Source organism: Mucilaginibacter straminoryzae, from assembly GCF_022953055.1.
GTDB classification, from domain to species: Bacteria; Bacteroidota; Bacteroidia; order Sphingobacteriales; family Sphingobacteriaceae; genus Mucilaginibacter; species Mucilaginibacter straminoryzae.
The window spans coordinates 641,369-657,335 of sequence record NZ_JALJEJ010000001.1 but is presented as its reverse complement, the minus strand read 5'-3'; the positions used below and the strand labels follow the sequence as shown (position 1 = coordinate 657,335).

Here is a 15,967-nt window from a genome sequence, read left to right as displayed (position 1 = left end):
CAAAGCTGTAACCATAAACGGTGTGTTTGCACAGATTGTTTTTATGTTACTATTAAGGATCATCGAAAATTGATTGAGACGATAGGATAGAACCTTACTGATAATATCCCCTTTTAAAAGCCAGCTTCAATGGCCTTCAAAAGGGAATATTAAGAAATATAGAATACTATGAATAAAAACAAATAGGTCTAATACGTCTGTTGAACAGTTAACGCAAGGCACCCTTGACTGTTAATAGACCACTCGGCATGTTTCAGACTGCCCGGTCCGGTAGACCTGCCAGTACCTGAATGAGAACAAGTCTTAGGGCTGATATTACAACAGTAATGTGCTGAAAAATCCCAACTACCATCAGATCTTACAGTTAGGCTTGCCTGGTCAACACCTGTAGGTCTACAGCCAAATGACTGGACTTGAGCAGCAGTTAAACAAGCATATTGGACATTCAACGCTGTAAGTGAAACCTTCCTGGATGAACTAGTTTTAAGATGCCTTTTACTTTTATCGCTACTACCTGTAAAACTATAGAGCGTAACCGACATAAAGGCGATAAAAAATACGAGGTGTTTAATTGATAATCCTCTGAAATAATTCCTTTCCATTGTAATAAGTTTTACGGTTTAGTTATTATAAACCTAATATATAATATTTTCTCACAAATACAAAATAATATAAAATAAAAGGGCTACCCTTTTGAGGCAGCCCGGCTGAAGCATTTGTTCTATGAAAATTATTTACTATAGATATTTGAATTTACCCTGTACCCGGCACCTGTATTAGTGTACCAATCTGTAAATAAGCTACCGCCAGAGCTTGCCCAGTCAAGGAAGTGCGGATAAGCGTCTTTCAGGTTCACCTGTTCTATCGGGTAATTGAATTGGGTATTGAAACTCATTGCCCATGGCCAGTTGTCGCCGCTTAAATAATAACGGCCTGAACCCGGTTTTGAATTATCGTCGTCGGTTCCAAAAAGTGCAGTATTTGCCTTATCTGTAGGCGTAAATCCAGGTAAGTGGATTTCGTAACCACGGCGAAGATCGCTGATCAGGAACGGATTGAATGCGGTAACATCCAGGGTTACCGGCGTGTTAAATTTAATATTCACGGTAGCCGTAGTGCCGGTTACTTTTGGTTTGGTAGTTAACGTATTGATGAAATAAGCGCCGTCGGGATTTTTAATAACCGCCTCGTGGTTATCAAACGGAATGATTACCGCTTTGCTCTGACCGGCCTCTACACCATTTGATGCAAATGTGATGTAATTACTGATAGCTTGCTGGCCGGTAACAGATGTTACAGAAGAAGCTGACACCGGTAACTGTACGCCGAAGCCATTGTGGAAAGAAGCACCTGAAGCTACTGCATTAAACTCGCCCTGCATTTCAACAACTGCATTTGATGCATTTTTGTAGAAAGTATAACGGTAGTTCACTACAAGGTCGTTCATGTCGTAATCGCCTTTTTTAGGCCAGTTATCTTCGAAGGCAAGAGTGGAATAAGTATTAGCGCTTGGATAATAGCTGATATAAGCTTTGGTAGGGTCGTTAGGGAAAGCATCCTGTGCATCCTGCACACCATCACCGTCTGAATCGCCGCCTTTATCAATCGGAGCAACACCGTTATTAGAAATTGCGGTAACCGGGTTTGAAGTAGCGTAAATTACCAGATCGTTGAAATCGTTATCAGAGTTTCCGTTTTGCCTGTTCAGGTCTTCGAAACCTAACAGGTATAGCTTGTGAACATCGTCATACAACAATACGGTATGTTTGCGCAAAGCAGCAGTATTTTCGGGGTTGAATTCGTCCTGAGTATAAAACTTCTGCGCATTTGCATTTACACCACTACCTGTCCACGCGTTTTGGATCAGCACGAAACCGATAGATGTACCGGCATCGAATGTGCCCAGTTTTACTTTATCACCAGATTTCAAACCACCGCCAGAACCTGAAGCAGAAGCATTCGGGAAGATGTAAGTGATCTTATCAATGCCGTTTGCTGAAGTTCCGCCACCCACTTGTGTCGGCGGGTTATTGGTTTTATAAGTATAATAAGCAAGCGTATTCTGGTAACCTGCACCTTCGGCTACGAAAGTAATCCAGACATCAGATTTGGCAGTAACATTAATGGTATGTACGGCATTTCCGCTCAGATATTCAGGATGCTTATCTGGTACAGCCACTTGCTCTGGAAGAGAGGCATTCACGTAAGAAAGCAGGGATTGCTCAATTACGTCGCCTGTTGGCTCCAAGTAAGCCGGGCGGCCAAGATTAGTTGGGCTTTGAAATGCATTTGAAGCAGTGTATCCTGTTGGATAACCAATTTCCAGGCTATTGGCGCCGTTAATACTGATCCTGCTGGTTGTGGTTGCACTTGGGTTGTTATTAACTGCGTCTGGAATAATATCGCCGCTGTAACCGTTTGCCCCACCGATGGTAGCGGTAACCGCATTATTATTGATAGCAGCGGTAGCATTTCTAAGTACGCCGATATAAGCCGGATCAATCACCACTTTATCAAGATAAGAAGGCACTGATAACGTAGCGGTCAACTTTCCGGATTTATCTGTAACACCTTTAAATATGGCGTCCTGAGGGTTGGTGTTACCAGGTGTGTAAACGCTTACCACTACACCAGCAAGGGCAGCGCCGTTATTGGTTTGCAAGGTAAGGTTAAGATTAACGTTTTTGGTGGTGCTGAAGTTAAATCCGTCCGGTGCAATTTTAGTTGCCGATGACGAACCCGGATTTGCAGAGCTGGAAGCACTATCTTTTTTACATGCCGAAAAAAAGGTTAACGCAGCTGCAGCACAAAGAAGAGTAAATTTTTTCATAAAGTTTGGTATCTCGATGATACCCCATACGCAAACTTCAAACCAACAATTGAAAGTACTTAAAGCTTAGGAATTTCTACAAATAAAGGAGTTTATACGAATAAGCATGAGGAATACTTTCCCCACTAAAGTGTGGTGATTATACCCCAGTATAAGTTTACGGAGATAAGAAGGGAAATAATTATTGCAACTTCATGGAAAGTTAATGGTAAACTTTACTTATCGGTAATAAGTACCACAAATTCCACAAAACACACCATTACCGTCATTATGTTCCCTGTATCTTTGTTTCATTATGAAAGAAATCTTCCCAGTTTACGACATAGGTACACTTTCTAAGTATACGCAGGAAGATATACTGATCAGCCGATTTGGGGCGTACCTGCAGGTGCATAAAAATTTGCACTTACCCCACCGCCATAACTTCTATCACCTGGTACTATTTACCGAAGGCAGCGGACATCACGCTATAGATTTCAAAAATTTCCCGGTTACACCGCACCAGATCTACTTTATGATTCCCGGGCAGGTACATAGCTGGAGCTTTGAAGGTAAGACAGATGGCTACGTCGTTAACTTTTCCCCGGCTTTCTTTCAGTCTTTCCTGCAAAATGCTGATTACCTGGAGCAGTTCCCTTTTTTCAGCGGCAACATTGATTACCAGGTGATCAACCTCGCAGGCGATGTGCAGCAAAAGGCCATTGCTATTTTCGAGCAGTTAATTAATGAAAGCGAGCATGGCAACCCGCTTTCTGCAGATATGGTACGCCTGCTTTTACTCGAACTTTTTATTACCATCAGCCGCACAAGTTTGCCAGCACCGGCTGCCACCGTTCCATCATACAATTACACGCTGCTCAAAAACTTCCAGAAACTAATAGACCAAAACTACAAGGCGTTGCGCATGCCTAAAGAGTATGCTGCCATGCTTTACATTACACCTAATCATTTAAATGCGCTTTGTAACGACCTGCTGGGAATTTCTGCCGGTGAAGTGATACGGAAACGGGTAGTATTAGAAGCCAAACGCCTGCTGGTAAACTTCAACCTTTCTGTAACGGAAATAGCAGGCGAGCTTAATTTCCAGGACAACTCTTACTTCACCAAGTTTTTTAAGAAGCTGGAAGGCGTAACACCTGAAGAATTCAGAAACGAAATTAAATCACATACAAAATGAAAACGTTAACTATTGATACCAACAGCATGAAAGAAAATCAGGATAACGGCGCACCATATATTCATTCGGGGTTTAAGGCTGCCCTGCACGGTAAATGCCCGAAATGTCGCACAGGCAACATGTTTGCAACCGGCCCGATGCAGCTTTTCGGGCAAAAAATGAATGAGAACTGCCCGCATTGCGGCTTTCACTTCGAGGTGGAGCCAGGTTACTTTTATGTGGCTATGTTTGTAAGCTATGCCATGAACGTAGCCATCATGGTTACTTTTGCGGTGGCTACCTACATTTTAAGCCATAGCTGGAACCCATGGGTATACATTGCGGTTACGCTGATCCCTGCTTTCCTGTTTTCGCCGCTTACCTTTCGTTATTCCCGTATTATACTGTTATTTTGGCTAACCCCGGGTTTACATTTCGATCCGGAACGTGCTAAACCCGACTATCGGAAAGCAGATAAACATTAACAAGATTATTCACTCGTAACAACGTCCGGAAGGGTTGCCTTTCCGGACGTTCTTGTTTTTATCCTGCCCTTCTGGCAACAGAAACTTTTCCTGCTGGTGGCTTTTAATTAATCATCGCAAAAGTGACTGCACTCATTTTTATCAGGGGGATTTTTTAAAAGCTTTGCCCCCGTAATGATCAAAAGAAGGTACAGGAGCAATAGCGAAAAAGGGCGACGCGCGGTGAATACCTGGCTAATCGCAGGTGCTGCCATGCTGGCGATACAAATTGTACTTGGCGGCATTACCCGTTTAACCGGCTCTGGCTTGTCCATCACCGAGTGGAAACCGCTTTTAGGCGCGTTGCCTCCACTGAACGAACAAAGCTGGCAAAACAGCTTCCACCAATATCAGCAGATTGCGCAGTTTAAGAAGATCAATTACCAGTTCACGCTTACAGACTACAAACACATATTTCTTTGGGAATGGCTGCACCGCGAATGGGCACGGCTGATTGCCCTTGTTTTTGCCCTTCCCTTTTTGCTGTTTGTGGTAAGGGGGTGGATCAACCGTCGGTTGGGTATTAATCTTTTTATCCTGTTCCTGTTAGGAGCATTACAGGGATTAATTGGATGGGTGATGGTAAAAACCGGATTAAACGATACCGCGACAACGGTAAACCCTGTTGCGCTTGCGGTTCACTTCATCAGCGCTATGCTGTTGTTCAGTTATCTGGTGGTGATTACTACCCGGCGGTTTAATTTGCGCAGTGGTGCAGGTACCAGGTCTTTGCGAACACAAAATCTGAATAGTTTACTGCTTATTTTACTATTCGTGCAACTGGTTTTCGGGGCGTTGATGTCAGGTTCTCACGCGGCTTTATATGCACCAACCTGGCCAGCTATCAACGGGCAATGGATTCCCTGGGAGGCCATGACACAAGCCAGCCAGACAAAACCGCTTAATCCCTTCGTGATACAATTTGTTCATCGCGGCTTGGCTTATCTGATCGCCATCCTGGTGTTGATATCCTTTTTCACACAAAGAAAATCCGGAGGAGATAAAAAAACGGCCCTAATACACGCGCTGCCACTTGCTTTAGTGACGATACAAGTGGCGTTGGGAGTGCTTACGCTACTTAACAGCCCTTCCGGGCAATTGATCTATTACGCGGCGCTTCATCAGTTAACGGCAATCCTGTTACTGGCGTCTATACTCGTCAATCAATCACTTAGCGTAGGAAAGCGCACTATTAGCACAGTTAAGCTAAACCGATATCGTCAGCTTTCTTAGCTCGGCTTCGGCTGCTGCGTTAACCCGTTCCAAGCCTTCCCTTATTAGTTTTATTTCTTCGTATTCAACCCTTGCTGAACGCAAAACCGGATTAATTTGCCCGTCTACAAAATCCTTCCCAATTAATAACTGTAGGCTTGGTTTTAATTTATGCAAGGCATACTTTATCTGCTCCAGTTCAGCCGAAGGATTTAGGTGCGCTAGTTTTTTTATCACGATGCTATTCTGTTCCAGGAACAAGCTTAGCATTTTGATACTAAAAGCCCGGTCTGTCCTGGCAAAGGCTTCCAACTTGGCAAAGTCTATTCCTGCCTCCTTCGTCGGGCTTCTCTCGGATAGCAGGGGCGGCACCTCTGTAGTTACATGCAGCCATCTGCCAATCACATTGATCAGTTCGCTTTCGGTAAAAGGTTTAGACAAGTAATCGTTCATCCCCACTCTTAAACATTTCTCGGCTTCGCCTTTGGTTGCGCTGGCCGTTAAAGCAATAATGGGAACTGATAATCCCAGGCTGTTGCGGATAGCTGCGGTTGCTTCCAAACCGTTCATTTCCGGCATTTGCATATCCATCAAGACCAGGTCGAAACTATCCTCAAGCAGGCAAGCAATGGCTTCTTTGCCATTGTAAGCTTCGGTAACCTTAATGCCATATTGGTTTAGCAGCGTCACAGCGAGCAAACGGTTAAAGGGATTATCCTCAACCAATAAGATCTTTTTATTGATCAGCCCAGTATTGACTCCGTTCTCTGTCCGCTGTACCGGCAAATCAGACGGAGCGCCTTCGGGCAGTTCCAACGCAAAGGAAACAATGGTGCCTTTATCTTTTGCGCTGGTTACGCTTAGCTCACCGCCCATCAGTTCAACCAGTCTTTTAGAGATACTTAGCCCCAAACCGGTACCGCCAAACTTCCGGGTAACAGAAGTATCTTCCTGGCTAAATGCTTCGAATATCTTATCCTGGTAACTCTCTTCAATACCTATACCAGTATCTTTTACGGTAAAGCGGATACTTTTAGAAGCGATACCCCCGGTATCAAAATCGCAGTAAATTTTTACACTTCCATAGTCTGTAAACTTAATGGCATTACTCATTAGGTTGATGAGCACCTGATTGAGGCGATACGGGTCACCGATCAGTATTTCCGGTATAGCTTCTGCGATATTTACTTTCAGTTGTAAGCCTTTTTCTTCGGCGCGGAACTGGAACGTTCTTGTCAGTTGATCGAATACGTCTGCAGGTCTGAAACCAATATGCTCGATATCCAGTTTACCGGCTTCGATCTTCGAGTGGTCCAGGATATCGTTAATAATCACCAGCAGGTTCTCTGCTGAAGAACTAATGGCTTTTAAATACTTAGCCTGATCTTTAGATAATCTTGTTTTAGCCAGCAGACCGCTCATGCCTAAAATGGCATTCATCGGTGTGCGGATCTCATGGCTCATGTTAGCCAAAAAGATCTCCTTCGCCCTGGATGATTCTTCTGCATGGGCTTTTGCCTCTCGTAAATCTGCTTCCAGCTGTTTCTGATTGGTAATCTCCAGATGTATCCCGATAGAACCAATCAATTCACGCTGATCATTATACAAAGGTGCGCCACTAATCAGGAACCACTTTTGTTGCCCATACCTATCGGTAAAAGCAATTTCATAGCTATCAGAAACACCTTGTTTTCGTAAAGCGTTTTTTTCTGCCATAACCGGGATATGGTCCTCCTTCAGCATCACCTCTGATGCAATGCGACCAACCAACTCCTCTGGACTGAAACTGGTCATACGGCAAAAGCTTTCATTGGCGTACGTAATGCGCTCTTCCAGATCAACCTCTAACAAGCCAAGGTTCATGTTTTCTATAATCCCGCGGTACTTTTCTTCCCGGCGCTTCAGGGCCAGTTCGGCATTCTGTCGCTTGGTAATATCCTTATATTTCCACAAATGCCCCATGTACTTCCCATTGCTGATCACGGGGATAAAATCGCGCTGGTATGTCCTTCCATCCTTAAAAGCAATAATTTCTGCAGTTACCAATTGCCGGCCTGCCAAAGCGCTTTCAATAGCAGTAACAAACCCCTCCTCATCTACCAGCATATGTTTAAATTGTTCAGCAGAAGCGCTGCAATCGGCACCCGCCAGGGCCTCGGGTGGTGCGGATATTTGAAACATATCGCAAAAGGCCTGGTTAGTCAGGATGATTTTCCTATGCTCATCCTCCATCAAAACACCTTCCTGTAAGCTGGCAATCGTGGTGAATAATCGGAGTGCTGTAGCCTCCAGGTTAGTATCCGTGCCTTTGGCGGTATGCTCATCGTGGCTGCCAGGAACCCCTTCCTCGGAAGCTTCCAATTGCGCAATTTCCAGACGAAGCTGCTCTAACTGAGCGCGCTTGCTTTTGAGTAATTCAGCCTTATCTGCATTTACACATTCCTTATCCTTCGCAGTCCGCATATGCCTTACCTTCCTTTAGAATTTTATAAATGGTTGATTTTCCTATTTTTAGCTTTTCAGCCACCAAAGGAATATTATGCTGATAGGTAGACAGATAGTAGTTAATAATTTCCAGGGTATGATCGCGTAATGACTTTTCCCCGGCAACGGGCATCCCTTTTGAAGTTACGGGCTTAAAGCGAATATCACCCGGCGAAATGTGGTTCTTCTCGCATAGCACCGCTGCCAGTTCTATAATACTACGCAACTCGCGTACATTGCCGGGATAAGTATATTGTATTAGCTTCTCTTCAGCATCTCGCGTCAATGAAACATCGCCCACATTATTGGCCTTGACAAATTCGCGTAGAAAATAGCCGGCCAGAAATAAAATATCACCTTCCCTATGCCGTAAGGGCGGTAGTTCGATGGGTAACCCAAATATCCGATAGTAAAGATCTTCCCTAAAAGTACCATTCTTTACTTCGTCTGCTAATTCGCGGTTCGTCGCCGTGATCAACCGAATATCAACAGGAATTTTCCCGGAGCCGCCAATGCGCGTGATCTCGCGTTCCTGCAGGGCGCGCAACAATTTGCTTTGTACAGAAATATTAAGCTCGCCGATTTCATCCAGGAACAGGGTGCCGCCGTTTGCTTCTTCAAACTTCCCGATTTTACGCTGCATTGCACCGGTAAAAGCACCTTTTTCATAACCAAACAGCTCACTTTCCACCAGTTCGGTCGGTATGGCGGCCATATTTACGGCAACAAAAGGTTTTTTCCTTCGCGAGCTGTTAGCATGAATGGCCTTTGCCACCAGTTCTTTTCCGGTTCCGGTTTCTCCGGAGATCAGCACATTAATGTTGGTTCTTGCGGCTTTCTCCATTAGCGCAAACACGGGCTGCATGGTCTTGCTATTCCCTTTAATGATTTTGGAGAAATCGTATTTAGAGATTAATTGATCTTCCAGCACCCTCACCTCTTCTTTTAAAGCAAGCGTTTCGCGATACCGGTTTATCGTATTCCAGAACAGATCACGGGTATTTTCATCCTTCAGGATATAATCGTAAACTCCACTTTTTAAAAGAGCCACGGCTTCGCTGACACTTTCCTGCGCGCTGATCACCACAACGGGCACGTTCCCGTCTGCCTTCCTGATCTTTCTGTAGAGTTGCGATCCGGTACTATCTGGCAGGTTCAGGTCAATGCTGACCAGCATGGGCTGCAAGTACATTTTCTCCAGGCATTCTTTTGCTGTAGAAAAAAGGCACACCTCATAATCCGGGTTCAGCGAGATGTGATGTTTAAGCAACTCACCGAACCAAGGGTCGTCCTCTACAATGAAAATCAGCATCTTAGGAATAATTAATCAGGGGTTTGACGTTTTTACGCCAATAACGTTATTAAGTTACGTCATACATATTTACGAATTTAATATGAATTAATTTGTGGCAAGAATCATTTTTTCGCTGCACACTTCTGTTCCTCTGAACACTACTTTAAAATGGTAAAATAAGCATACAGAAACGTAGGATATTGCCATTGCCAGCGAAAAGAACAAGACTTGCAGTACGATGTACAAAGCCAGATGACTGGATACATGTGTTGCAGAAGCGACACCGCTCATCAGCGGCATCATTTCGGTAATAATAATGCAATGAATAAGGTAAACCCCGTAAATGTATTTCCTTGGATTAAGATGGCTGATAAAACGAAAATGTGACGACTTTAATAAGGCTGTAAAAAAGATAACCGAGGCAAAACCATTGGTAACGCGCAGCGAAGCGTATGGATCTTCAGAACCAACGCTTGTCAATAACCTGCCTTCTAAACAGGCTAACAAAAAGGCGCTTACCAATAGTATTAAAACGGTGCGATCTGACAGGCGCGAGATATAGTTATGAAACGTAACCAGCCGGGAGCGCAACTGTAGCCCCAGCCACATATAAAAGATATAACCGGCAAACGCTTTGGTGTGGTTAGCTGATATCCAGCCGAAATACAGGTTCACGGCATAAAACAGTGAAACAAGAAGCAGTATCCCCCCAAAATGCATCTTGAACACCCATCTTCTTAGTAATAACAATATAAGCGAAGAAATAATTGAAACGGGTATAAACCAGAATGCCGCGTGAAATACATAAGCTTTGTAAAGAGTACAAATCAGTTTCATGGTATCTGAAACCCCATGGTAGGGCTGATGGAAGGTTTCAATCGAAACAAATAACGACAGGCAGGCCAGCCAAGGCAGCAATTGCTTATGAAACGTGTTTTTTAAATAAACCGCAATGCTTCCGTCCAGCACTTTATCGTGCACAAAGAACCCGGAAATAATGAAAAAGCATATGGTGCCTAATCTTCCCGCTTCCAGCATCAGGGGCTGCATTAGCCTGAACTGCGCATCGCTGAAAACCCCTTTCTCCCAGCCGTAAAGGCTGTGCCCCCAAACAATTGACAGCATCGCACAAAACCGGATGATGTTCATCCTTGAAGCGTATCTCTTAAAGAGACTTTCGCCAATTGCGCTCCCAGGGTTATGATTACCCGAAGAACGGAAATTTAGTTCTGAATTATAAAGGATAAGTGGTGCCATTGGTTATTGTCTTTAGATTGACAAACGGCTTTACCAAGCTTATGCCAAAACAAATAACCACTGAAAATCAACACCTTATAAAAAAGCATTTTCTATATTTTAGAAAATATCTTCAAAACTTGGAATCATTAACTGGCTGGGAAGATATATTACCTTTGAGAGAGATGGGTGACAACCTTTATATGGATACCGCTATATCCAAGCCCCCTTCTGCACTTGCATAACCAGCAGCGGATGGAAATACAATACGAAAAGAGGTTTCCCGGTTAGGAATACTGAACACACCAAGGCGACCATTCATCAGTTCTACATATTTGCGGGCTACGTACAAACCCAGCCCCGTGCCGGGGATATTTCCATTTTGCTGAACGCGATAAAAGGGATCGAACAACTTGCGCTGCTGTTCGCCGGAAATCCCTTTGCCGTTATCTTTCACCACCAGTTCGAGCATGTTTCCGCTTACCTGGATATGCAGTGTAATTGCAGTATGTTCGCCAGAATATTTCGCTGCATTTGATAATAAAGTAATAACTGTTGCCTTAAGCAGCCTTCTATCTAAAAAAGCCTGCAATCCGCGGGTATTACAGGCATAAGAAAATTCCTGCCCCTGCTGAAACAAGCCCCTGCTCTCCCTGAAAATTTCCTCGGCCAGCAAGTCTACATCAAACCATTCTAATACGGGCTGTATATCACCTTTGTGCAATTGCTCTACCGAAAGGAAGTCTTCCAGCATACACTTCAGGTGATAAACATTCTCCCTTATTTTGGCGGCGTGCTTATCCACCTGCTGCATCTCGCTTTTAACAGCGTACTTTGCCAGAAGAGATGCCGACAGCTGAATAGCGCTCAACGGTGTTCTGAACTCGTGCGAAGCCAGCGTAATAAAGTTCTCTTTCAACAGATCCAGTTCGGCCTCTTTTTCCTGAACTTTCCTTCTGTTACGATATTCTGCAATAGAAAAAAGAATAAGCAGCGTGGTCATGATCAGGATCAAAACCGTACCCGAAATGATCACCGTTTCTGTACGCCGGCGTAAGCGCTGGTTATCGCCGGTTAAGGTTTGCAGCATTTTGCTTTCGCGCTGGCGCACACTTTCCAGATTAAACAATATTTGCCTCATCGCCTTTTGCTGATCAGCAACGCTCAAACTATTTTCAGCGGTTCCTGTTGGCTGCCAGGCTGCCTGTAATGCCCTCAGTAACTTTAGCGTAGATTGAATGGTTGGGTACGTGCCCGTACTTTTTGTTTGTTCCAACGTATCCAGAACCAATAGCGCCTTGTCTACCCCGGCAAGCGCCAGGCGATTAAAAACGGTTTTATTCTGGTCGCTATAGAGTGACCTGGATATGAAAGCTTCGCTCAAATGCTGTTCGGCAACAGTGGCTTTGTTCAGCAATATATGCATACTTTCTACAGCCAGTTCTTTACGGTCTTGCGCATGGAAATAATAAAGCGAAACCATCCCCGCAGCGATAACCGCCCCGAAAGAAACTACACAAAGTACAGACAGGTTTTTCCGGATCTGGGCAGTTAGCGTTTCAAAAAAACTTACAGACATGCTTATTATACCTTATTATTACTGCAAGCCTACAGTAATAAAGTACAAAACTGTCGTGTTTCAGGCATTAAAAAAATGATCTGAAACATAGCAAATACGGAGATTTATCAAACACGGGGCAAGAATTGCATACCGGCTATTCGATCTGAAGACATTTTTTTATACAGCTTAAAAGCTCCCGCTCGTCATAGGGTTTAATCAGATAATTTTGCACACCCAATTCAAAAGCTTTCAGCTGATCTTTCTTTTCAGAAAGCGCGGTTGTGAAAATAAAAGGGATGTTACGGGTGCTTTCATCGGCTTGCAATCGGTTAAATACTTCATAGCCGCTCATGTTTTGCATCACCACATCAGATATCACCACGTCAGGTTGGTTCCGGATAAGTAACAAGCCTTCTTCACCGCTTTCTGCAACAAATACCTCGAAGCCACAAAGCGCTAACAGTTCGGCTGCACTTTCCCTTATATCCTGGTTATCTTCTATCAGGAGAACTTTCTTTTTCATGACCGGTTTCTGTTAATTCAAAATTAACACCTCGCATTTTTTATTCAAAGAAAAGCAAATACTTTTCTTCAAAAGCGTTTTAATTATGCAACCGATTTCATTTATTAAGAAATCATGATAGCCAACTATACACCATATAATATCAAGTAAAACAATAGATTAATAAGCAACAGTGAATCTAATGAGAACAGTCTCGAAATCTATAAAAAATCAAAAATGATTTTTTATATGCAATCGATTGTTGATATTTCAATTTTATTTTACAACTTTACTGCTGTAACTAAAATTAAACCGGCCGACTGCCCCATTTGGGCGAAAGCATGATAAGCAGATATGAAATTTTTTATTGATACAGCTAACCTGGCACAGATCAAAGAAGCATACGATTTAGGTATTCTTGACGGGGTAACCACTAACCCATCTTTGATGGCTAAAGAAGGTATCTCTGGTCATGATAACGTGATCAACCATTATAAGGCCATTTGCGAAATTGTGGATGGCGATGTAAGCGCTGAAGTAATCTCGACCACTTTTGACGAAATGGTTGCCGAAGGCGAAGCTTTAGCCAAACTGCACGAAAAGATTGTGGTAAAAGTACCGATGATTAAAGACGGTGTAAAAGCTATCCGTTACTTTACCGATCAGGGTATACGTACCAACTGTACACTGGTATTCTCTGCTGGGCAGGCTTTGCTAGCGGCTAAAGCAGGTGCAACTTATGTATCTCCTTTCATCGGCCGTCTGGATGATGTTTCTACCGACGGGATGCAACTGATCGAAGACATCCGTCTGATCTATGACAACTATGGTTACGAAACCCAGATTCTGGCTGCTTCTGTTCGCCACGCCATGCACATTGTAAATTGCGCAAAAGTGGGTGCAGATGTAATCACCGGTCCGCTGAGTGCCATTACTGCCCTGCTGAAGCACCCGTTAACAGACAATGGCTTAGCGCAATTCCTGGCAGACCATGCCAAGGCAGAACAAGCGGCTAAAGTTTAAATATTGACTTTTATAATTAATGACGAACGATATTACTGAATTAAAGCGCGTATCCTCGCAGGTGAGGCGCGACATTGTACGCATGGTGCACGGCTGCCAGTCCGGTCACCCGGGTGGTTCACTCGGTTGTACCGATTTCCTGGTTGCCCTTTATTTTTCTGTGATGAAGCACCAGCCTGTCCCTTTTGATATGGACGGCAAAGGCCAGGATCTCTTCTTCCTGTCCAACGGGCACATCTCCCCGGTTTTCTATTCCGTTTTAGCCCATTCCGGTTATTTCGATAAAGCAGAGCTGGGTACTTTCCGTAAGCTGAATTCCAGGCTACAGGGCCACCCGACTACCCACGAAGGCTTACCAGGTGTACGCATCGCTTCGGGTTCTTTGGGCCAGGGTTTATCTGTAGGTATCGGCGCCGCTTTAGCTAAAAAGCTGAACGGGGACGACGCTTTAGTGTATACCCTGCATGGCGACGGCGAATTACAGGAAGGCCAGATCTGGGAAGCCATGATGTTTGCCGCACACAACAAAGTAGACAACTTAATTGCTACCGTAGATTACAACGGCCAGCAGATTGACGGGCCGACCAGTAAGGTGTTATCTTTAGGCGACCTGCATGCCAAGTGGGCAGCTTTCGGCTGGGATGTACTGGAAACCCAAGGCAATGTTATGGAAGCTTTACTGGCTACTCTTACAGAAGCGAAAAGCCGTACCGGCCAGGGTAAACCTGTCGTGATCCTGATGCATACCGAAATGGGCTATGGCGTCGACTTTATGATGGGCAGCCACAAATGGCATGGTGTTGCACCGAACGATGCGCAGTTAGCACAGGCTTTAGCGCAACTGGAAGAAACACTGGGAGATTATTAACGGCCTTCGGCAGAGCCAAGAAACAAGAATCAAGAGTCAAGACATTAACCATAAAGCCTTTTAAAGTCCTCCCTACCGGGGAGGATTTAAGAAGGGGCTAAGAGTCAAGACTTAACACAACAAATAAAACTCAATCTAAAGTTCTCCCTACCGAGGAGGATTTAAAAAGAGGCTAAGAAACAAGATAGTTACGAGTAGCGAGGTGCGGGGAGCGGGTGGAAGGAGATCAATGACAGTATGTGCACACCCTTAACACGCAACTGAATACCCGAACCTGAAAACTGAATAATGAAAAAATACACTTACACAGATAAAAAAGATACCCGTTCCGGTTTTGGGGCGGGCTTACTCGAAGCGGGTAAGCAAAACGACCAGGTGGTGGCCCTTTGTGCCGACCTGGTAGGCTCGCTTAAAATGCAGGACTTTATCAATGCCTTCCCTGAGCGTTTCTTCCAGGTCGGTATTGCCGAAGCCAACATGATGGGTATTGCTGCCGGGTTAACCATCGGCGGTAAGATCCCTTTTACCGGTACCTTTGCCAACTTCTCTACCGGGCGCGTTTATGACCAGATCCGTCAGTCCATCGCATATTCGGACAAGAACGTGAAGATCTGCGCTTCGCACGCGGGTTTAACCCTGGGCGAGGATGGTGCGACCCACCAGATCCTGGAAGACCTGGGCATGATGAAGATGCTGCCGGGCATGACCGTTATTAATCCTTGTGATTACAACCAGACCAAAGCTGCTACCATTGCTATTGCCAAGCATCATGGCCCGGTATACCTGCGGTTCGGCCGTCCGGTTGTACCCATCTTTACCGATCCTGATCAGAAGTTCGAGATCGGCAAGGCTTGGATGGTCAATGAAGGGAAAGCTGTATCCATTTTTGCAACCGGGCACCTGGTTTGGGAAGCCATTTTAGCGGGGGAACAGTTAGCCGAAGAAGGCATCGATGCCGAGATTATCAACATCCACACCATCAAACCTTTGGACGAGGAAGCCATTTTAGCTTCGGTACGTAAAACGGGTTGTGTGGTCACGGCTGAAGAGCATAACCGCCTCGGCGGCCTGGGTGACAGCGTAGCGCAGGTACTGGCCAAACATTATCCTGCACCGCAGGAGTACATCGCCGTGAATGATTCTTTCGGCGAGTCCGGTACCCCTGAGCAGCTCATGACCAAGTATGGCCTCGACAGCAAGCACATCGTCATCGCTGCTAAAAATGCCATCGCCAGAAAACAAAAGTAAGTTTTACAATAAAGTTAATATTCTCTCAA

12 protein-coding genes are annotated in these 15,967 nt (G+C 44.6%); 6 read left to right on the top strand and 6 right to left on the bottom strand.

Features of this window, described 5'->3' with window-relative positions; all coding sequences use genetic code 11:
* Positions 1-730 precede the first annotated feature (730 nt).
* Positions 731-2,830, bottom strand: a complete 2,100-nt coding sequence (locus MUY27_RS02830) for an LruC domain-containing protein (protein ID WP_245128456.1) — start codon at positions 2,828-2,830, stop codon at positions 731-733.
* A 295-nt stretch (positions 2,831-3,125) separates the two neighbouring features.
* Here MUY27_RS02830 and MUY27_RS02825 point away from each other — a divergent pair, with 295 nt between their 5' ends.
* From MUY27_RS02825 to MUY27_RS02815, 3 genes are all read left to right on the top strand, one after another.
* Positions 3,126-4,007, top strand: coding sequence for an AraC family transcriptional regulator (locus MUY27_RS02825; RefSeq protein WP_245128455.1), 882 nt, complete (start codon positions 3,126-3,128; stop codon positions 4,005-4,007).
* Positions 4,004-4,471 (top strand): DUF983 domain-containing protein, encoded by a 468-nt coding sequence (locus MUY27_RS02820; RefSeq protein ID WP_245128454.1) that lies wholly within the window; start codon positions 4,004-4,006, stop codon positions 4,469-4,471. Before MUY27_RS02825 ends, MUY27_RS02820 begins: the two co-directional genes overlap by 4 nt.
* Before the next feature lie 174 nt (positions 4,472-4,645).
* Positions 4,646-5,743, top strand: a complete 1,098-nt coding sequence (locus tag MUY27_RS02815; protein ID WP_245128453.1) for a COX15/CtaA family protein — start codon at positions 4,646-4,648, stop codon at positions 5,741-5,743.
* On the opposite strand, the gene MUY27_RS02810 is transcribed toward MUY27_RS02815, so the two are convergent.
* From MUY27_RS02810 to MUY27_RS02790, 5 genes are all read right to left on the bottom strand, one after another.
* Entirely contained in the window at positions 5,717-8,185 is a 2,469-nt protein-coding gene (locus tag MUY27_RS02810) for a PAS domain-containing hybrid sensor histidine kinase/response regulator (RefSeq protein ID WP_245128452.1), read from the bottom strand. The two genes, MUY27_RS02815 and MUY27_RS02810, sit on opposite strands and share 27 nt — an antisense overlap.
* Positions 8,166-9,518, bottom strand: coding sequence for a sigma-54-dependent transcriptional regulator (locus tag MUY27_RS02805; protein WP_245128451.1), 1,353 nt, complete (start codon positions 9,516-9,518; stop codon positions 8,166-8,168). The genes MUY27_RS02810 and MUY27_RS02805 overlap by 20 nt, the downstream gene beginning before the upstream one ends.
* An 87-nt stretch (positions 9,519-9,605) precedes the next feature.
* Positions 9,606-10,757, bottom strand: coding sequence for an acyltransferase family protein (locus MUY27_RS02800; RefSeq protein WP_245128450.1), 1,152 nt, complete (start codon positions 10,755-10,757; stop codon positions 9,606-9,608).
* 178 nt (positions 10,758-10,935) lie between these two features.
* Complete coding sequence (locus MUY27_RS02795; protein WP_245128449.1) at positions 10,936-12,315, bottom strand: sensor histidine kinase; 1,380 nt, start codon at positions 12,313-12,315, stop codon at positions 10,936-10,938.
* A gap of 136 nt (positions 12,316-12,451) precedes the next feature.
* Positions 12,452-12,820 carry a response regulator gene (locus MUY27_RS02790; protein ID WP_245128448.1) on the bottom strand — a complete coding sequence of 123 codons (369 nt, stop codon included), beginning with the start codon at positions 12,818-12,820 and terminating at the stop codon, positions 12,452-12,454.
* Positions 12,821-13,153: 333 nt separating this feature from the next.
* Here MUY27_RS02790 and fsa point away from each other — a divergent pair, with 333 nt between their 5' ends.
* The 3 genes from fsa to MUY27_RS02775 all read left to right on the top strand — a co-directional run bounded on the left by fsa (position 13,154) and on the right by MUY27_RS02775 (position 15,938).
* Positions 13,154-13,822 (top strand): fructose-6-phosphate aldolase, encoded by a 669-nt coding sequence (gene fsa, locus MUY27_RS02785; protein ID WP_245128447.1) that lies wholly within the window; start codon positions 13,154-13,156, stop codon positions 13,820-13,822.
* Positions 13,823-13,841: 19 nt separating this feature from the next.
* A complete protein-coding gene (locus MUY27_RS02780; RefSeq protein ID WP_245128446.1) occupies positions 13,842-14,690 on the top strand; it encodes a transketolase in 849 nt (282 codons plus the stop codon).
* A gap of 288 nt (positions 14,691-14,978) precedes the next feature.
* Positions 14,979-15,938, top strand: coding sequence for a transketolase family protein (locus tag MUY27_RS02775; RefSeq protein WP_245128445.1), 960 nt, complete (start codon positions 14,979-14,981; stop codon positions 15,936-15,938).
* Positions 15,939-15,967 lie beyond the last annotated feature (29 nt).